At 60.7% G+C, this 4765-nt stretch carries 4 protein-coding genes; all 4 read left to right on the forward strand.

What is annotated here, in order from left to right:
- The first annotated feature begins 48 nt into the window (after positions 1 to 48).
- Positions 49 to 1071: a transporter gene (locus AC1DVH_RS26080; protein ID WP_477756221.1), complete on the forward strand. Its 1023-nt coding sequence runs from the start codon at positions 49 to 51 to the stop codon at positions 1069 to 1071.
- A gap of 244 nt (positions 1072 to 1315) precedes the next feature.
- Positions 1316 to 2929 carry an inorganic phosphate transporter gene (locus AC1DVH_RS26085; RefSeq protein WP_477756222.1) on the forward strand — a complete coding sequence of 538 codons (1614 nt, stop codon included), beginning with the start codon at positions 1316 to 1318 and terminating at the stop codon, positions 2927 to 2929.
- Positions 2930 to 3115: 186 nt separating this feature from the next.
- Complete coding sequence (locus AC1DVH_RS26090; protein WP_477756223.1) at positions 3116 to 3982, forward strand: hypothetical protein; 867 nt, start codon at positions 3116 to 3118, stop codon at positions 3980 to 3982.
- Complete coding sequence (locus tag AC1DVH_RS26095) at positions 3979 to 4701, forward strand: TylF/MycF/NovP-related O-methyltransferase (protein ID WP_108215167.1); 723 nt, start codon at positions 3979 to 3981, stop codon at positions 4699 to 4701. The genes AC1DVH_RS26090 and AC1DVH_RS26095 overlap by 4 nt, the downstream gene beginning before the upstream one ends.
- Positions 4702 to 4765: the final 64 nt, after the last annotated feature.

Raw genomic sequence — 4765 nt, forward strand, 5'->3', positions numbered from 1 at the left:
AAGTGAACCTGCGAAACCTGCGACAGGCGTCTCCCCTTGCGAGCCCTCATGAACCACAGCATCGATCACAGTCATCGCGACACGGATCTGTTCGGCCTGCTCTACGGTTTCAGCTTTCGCCCCGGTGAGGCCGGTCGGGAAATCAATTCCGCCGAGGCCTTGCAGTACCTGCAACAACCGCAAAGCGATGAGCAATTTCTCTGGCTGCACCTGAACCTCGCCCATGCCGCGTGCGAACGCTGGATGAAAAGTCATCTGGAGTTGCCCGAGGAATTTTTCGAGGCGCTGCACGAAGGCTCGCGCTCGACGCGCATCGAACATGTCGACTCCGCGTTGCTGGCGGTGGTCAACGATGTGGTGTTCAACCTCAGCAACATGGTCTCGTCGGATGTCTCGACGCTATGGGTGTGCGCCCGCAGCCAATTGATCATCAGCGCACGCCTGCAACCGCTGCACTCGGTAGACAAATTGCGCTCGTCGGTGAAGGCCCGGGAATGCTTTCGCTCCCCGCTGGAGTTGCTGGTGCATTTGCTGCGCGACCAGGGTGAAGTGCTGACCCAGATCGTGCGCAAGACCAGCCAGAGCGTGGATCAGATCGAAGACGAATTGCTCTCCTCGCGGCTGTCGACCAACCGCGCTGAGCTGGGCGCCAATCGCCGGGTGCTGGTGCGTTTGCAACGGCTGCTGGCGCTGGAGCCAGGCTCATTGCTGCGCCTGCTCAACCGGCCGCCGCAATGGCTGCAAAAGGAAGACGTGAAGGAGTTGCGCAAATCCACCGAGGAGTTTGCGCTGATCATCAACGACCTCACTGCGCTGGGTGAGCGGATCAAGTTGTTGCAGGAAGAGATCGCCGCCAACATCAATGAACAGACCAACCGCACGCTGTTCACCCTGACGGTAGTAACGGTGCTGGCGCTGCCGATCAACATCATCGCCGGCTTCTTCGGCATGAACGTCGGCGGCATTCCGCTGGCCGGTGATCCGGAAGGTTTCTGGATCCTCGTGGCGCTGGTCGCGACCTTTACCGTGATTGCCGGGCGCTGGGCGTTTCGCAAGCAGCAGGATTATTGAACGCACCCGGCCCCCTGTGGGAGCGAGCTKGCTCGCGATAGCGGTGGATCAGTCAACATCAATGCTGGCTGTACCGACGCCATCGCGAGCCAGCTCGCTCCCACAGGTTCCAGGATTCACTTCCACAAACAGGTGACTTCAGATCAGCGGGCTGCAAAAACCTAAACACTGGCCCAAAGCAGTCTCCCTGTAACAATTGGCAACGATTATCACTGATACACCTCCCCCCTCAGGAATGTCCGTGATGGCTACGCCCTCCTACACCGCCGCCCCGGCACCCGCCAGTAGCGCCAAACCACTATTCGACAAAAAACCCGGCCTGCTCACCATCGTGGTGTTTTTTGCCGTGCTGGCCATCGGCTTATTGTTTACCGCCTACAGCCTGATGCACGACATGAGCGAACTCGGCACGGTGGTCACCACCTGGACGCCGTTTCTGCTGCTCGGCGTGGCGCTGCTGATTGCCCTGGGCTTTGAGTTCGTCAACGGCTTCCACGACACCGCCAACGCAGTGGCCACGGTGATTTACACCCACTCGTTGCCGCCAAACGTTGCGGTGGTCTGGTCCGGTTTCTTCAACTTCCTCGGGGTGCTGCTGTCCAGCGGCGCGGTGGCGTTCGGCATTATCGCCCTGCTGCCGGTGGAGCTGATCCTGCAGGTCGGCTCGTCCGCCGGTTTCGCCATGATCTTCGCCCTGCTGATCGCCGCGATCCTGTGGAACCTCGGCACCTGGTGGCTGGGCCTGCCGGCGTCGTCATCGCACACCCTGATCGGTTCGATCATCGGGGTCGGCGTGGCCAACGCCCTGATGCACGGCCGCGACGGCACCAGCGGTGTGGACTGGGCCCAGGCCACCAAGATCGGTTACGCGCTGTTGCTCTCGCCACTGGTCGGCTTCGGCTGCGCCGCACTGCTGTTGCTGGCCCTGCGCGCGTTCGTCAAGAATCGTGCGCTGTACAAGGAGCCAAAGGGCGAGACCCCGCCGCCGTGGTGGATTCGCGGCCTGTTGATCGTGACCTGCACCGGTGTGTCGTTTGCCCACGGCTCCAACGATGGCCAGAAGGGCATGGGCCTGATCATGCTGATTCTGGTGGGCACGCTGCCAATGGCTTACGCCTTGAACCGCACCATGCCGGCCGATCAAGCGTTGCAGTTCGCCGCGGTCGCCGAAGTGACCCAGCAAGCGCTGGTCAAGGCGGCACCGCAATCGCCCCCCGCCGACCCACGCGCGATGCTGTCCGAATACATGCGCAGCAAGGAAGCGACCCCGCAACTGGTGCCGGCGCTGGCGGCGCTGACCGGCAGCATTGGTGCCCAGGTCAAGGGTTATGGCTCGCTGTCGAAAGTCCCGGCCGAGGCCGTGGGCAACGTGCGTAACGACATGTATTTGAGCAGCGAAACCATTCGCCTGATGGACAAGAACAAGGTCGGCAATTTCGACGCCGACACCAACGGCAAGCTGCAACTGTTCAAGCAACAGATCGACAACTCCACACGGTTCATTCCGCTGTGGGTGAAAATCGCCGTGGCCATCGCCCTGGGTCTGGGCACCATGGTCGGCTGGAAGCGCATCGTGGTGACCGTCGGCGAGAAAATCGGCAAGACCCACCTGACCTACGCCCAGGGCGCCTCGGCAGAAACCGTGGCGATGCTGACCATCGGCGCCGCCGACATGTTCGGCCTGCCGGTGTCGACCACTCACGTGTTGTCCTCGGGCGTGGCCGGGACCATGGTCGCCAACGGCGGCGGCTTGCAGATGAAGACCATCCGCAACTTGCTGATGGCCTGGGTGTTGACCTTGCCGGCGGCGATCCTGCTGTCGGGTAGCCTGTACTGGTTGTTCACCCAACTGTTCTGATCACTCCCGCCTGTACTCACATCCCGCGGCGAGCAATCGCTGCGGGATGTTTGCTTTCAGCCCGGCGCAAAGCCGCGCATTTCATCGCCAACTCAAGGTATTGATCGTTTCATTCGAGGATGGCGCTTCAGTTTGTCAGCCTGTTGCCGACTCTTATGAGAGCCAAAGTATTCCTGGGTGAGAACCGTGAACTTATTCATCAATCAGTTGCACAAGCACGCTGATTTCAGAAGTGCGATCTACGCTGGCGACATCTTCCTCAACACCGAACTGAAAGCGGCAAAGGAACTCTGTGCCTTTGCCCAGGAAAGCATCACGGCCGCCTTCGATGGCGAGACCAACCACCAGGCGCTGCACACGCTGATGCCGGTGGAAGAGTTCGTGGTGCTGGTGACTCGCCTCAAGGGCCAGTTCACCAACAGCCTGCGTGCCAAGGAACTGATCCGCAGCTTCACCGACGAAATCGGTGCCGCTCCCGAAGAGTTCATTTTCGACGTACCGCGCATCCGTGTCGTGCCCAACTACGACTACCTGCACGCTGGCGTCAGCTACGCCTACAAGCCCCATCGCGATACCTGGTACGGCGGTGTCGACTGCCAGATCAATACCTGGATGCCGGTCTACACGATCCAGCCTGACCAGACCATGATGATCAACCCGGCCTACTTCGACGTCGCGGTGAAAAACACCTCGGCGCAGTGGAGCCTGTCCGACTGGATCGACGTGCAACGTCAGCGCGCCAAGGACAACGTCAAGGAAGAGGCGCGCCAGCACCCGGTGCCCACCGAAGCGATCAACACCACCTCTGAACTGCGCATCGCCGRCAACACCGCCGAGATGCTGGTGTTCTCGGGTTCGCACCTGCACGGCACCGTGCCCAATTACACGCAACAAACCCGCTTCAGCGTGGACTTTCGCCTGATGCACCTCGACGACCTCAAGCAGCAGCGCGGCGCGATCAACGTCGACAGCGCCTGCCCGGATGTCGGCGCCGGTTTCAAAGACTACTTCCACGTCCACGACTTTTCGAATTTCCGAGGAATCCAGCAATGACCAAGCGTCGCATCACGCCCGCCGAGGCCCAGTACAACGAAACCCGTACCAATGTCCTGAAACGGGTCGATGCCGAATATGTGGCCGACGCGCCGTTCGTCTTCGCCAACCGTATCGGCGTGACGGCTGCATTGTCGCGCATGGAGCTGTTCAAAAAGGTCGCCGAAGTGCCCGGCGCGATCATTGAGTGCGGCGTGTACAAGGGCAACTCGCTGATGCTCTACATGCACTTGTCGATGATTCTCGAGCCGTATGCGATCAACCGCTCGATCGTGGGCTTCGACACCTTCGAAGGCTTCCAGAGCATCGACAAGAAAGAAGACCCGGCCGACGTCAACGAGACCATGTTCGCCGACACCGACCAGTCGCTGATCCAGGACATGATCGACGCCAACGACCTGTTGCGCCCGGTCAACCGCATTCCGCGTTGCGAGCTGGTCAAGGGCGACATCGTCCAGACCGTACCGGAGTGGGTCAAGACCCGTCCGGACCTGGTCGTGGCCATGCTGATCCTCGACACTGACCTGTACGAGTCGACCAAAGTCGCGCTGGAAACCTTCCTGCCGTACATGCCCAAAGGCGCGATCGTGGTGCTCGACGAAGTCGCCTACCGCAACTTCCCGGGCGAAACCAAGGCCCTGCGTGAAGTGCTCGACCTGAACAAGATCGAACTCAAGCGCCTGCCGTTCGATTCGTGCGTGGGTTACTTCCACGTCTGATCCAAAGACCTGGAATCTGATGCAATACCTGTGGGAGCGAGCTTGCTCGCGATGGCGGCGTGTC

It is taken from the genome of Pseudomonas sp. P4_C3, assembly GCF_056402075.1.